This is a genomic window from Actinomyces sp. 2119 (assembly GCF_003591215.1).
Lineage (GTDB): Bacteria > Actinomycetota > Actinomycetes > Actinomycetales > Actinomycetaceae > Actinomyces > Actinomyces lilanjuaniae.
In genome coordinates this window covers 1-850 of sequence record NZ_QYRR01000022.1, presented here as the reverse complement: position 1 = coordinate 850, position 850 = coordinate 1, and the positions used below count along the sequence as shown (strand labels likewise).

Below are 850 nucleotides of genomic sequence, written 5' to 3'. Positions count from 1 at the left end.
CCTGTCCGGTGGGTCCGGGTTGCCGGGGTAGGCAGGGGCAAGCAAGAGGAGTGGTTCCGGGTGGTGCTACAGGTCAACCTGGAAGAGCTGGGGACGGCCAGGTCGCTGGCCGGGCAGTCGGCTGCGTCCCTGGAGGGGGTGCACCCTGAGGAGGGCAGTCAGGCGGTGTTCGGCCAGGCCGTGCTGACCGGGGCTGCCCAGGCTTTTGCCTGGGAGTGTCGGCAGGCGGCTCGCCGGGGCGGGCAGCGGGCCGACAGCCTGGTCGAGGGGCTGTCGTGGAGCATGAACGCCTACGAGGAGACCGACCAGGAGGCCGCCCAGGGCGCCCGTGCCATCGGCGGCACCATCGACAGCGGCAGTGGTTGGGGGGCCTGGCGGTGAGCGTGTCGGCAGGCAGCGTGGCTGGGCTGGCGGGCCTGGTGATCGGTGAGATCGAGGGCAGCCCGGCCGGGGTGCACCAGGTGGCCGCCTCGTGGAGGCAGGCCGCCGCAGCCGTCAGCGAGGGCGCCGCCCTGGTGGGCTCGGCCCAGGCCGTGGTGGCCTCCTGGCAGGGACAGGGGGCCGAGGCCTTCGGTGCCAGCGCCTCGGGGCTCCAGGGCGACACAGAGGCCCTGACTGCTGGCCTGGTGGGCGGGGCGGGCGCGCTGGAGGCCTACGCCAGCGTGCTGGAGGCGGCCCAGCACGCCGCCACCGGGCTGCGCGCCCAGGCCGAGTCCCTGGTGGACAGCGCCCTGGGCAACCCCCTGGCCGCCGGGCCCGCAGCCGCAGGCCTGGCCAGCCTCGCCGCCACCTACCAGGCCCTGCGCGCCGAGGTCCACCACGCCGCCACCCAGGCCGCCACCACACTGGG

The 850-nt window shown here is 75.6% G+C and carries 1 protein-coding gene and 1 pseudogene; both read left to right on the top strand.

Translation table 11 applies throughout. From position 1 onward, the window contains the following. On the top strand, positions 1 to 381 hold a 381-nt coding region (locus tag D4740_RS13000), incomplete at its 5' end, for a hypothetical protein (RefSeq protein WP_396027251.1). Next, positions 378 to 850 (top strand): annotated as a pseudogene (locus tag D4740_RS12665) (hypothetical protein); the annotation flags it as partial. The gene D4740_RS13000 and the pseudogene D4740_RS12665, both read left to right, overlap by 4 nt.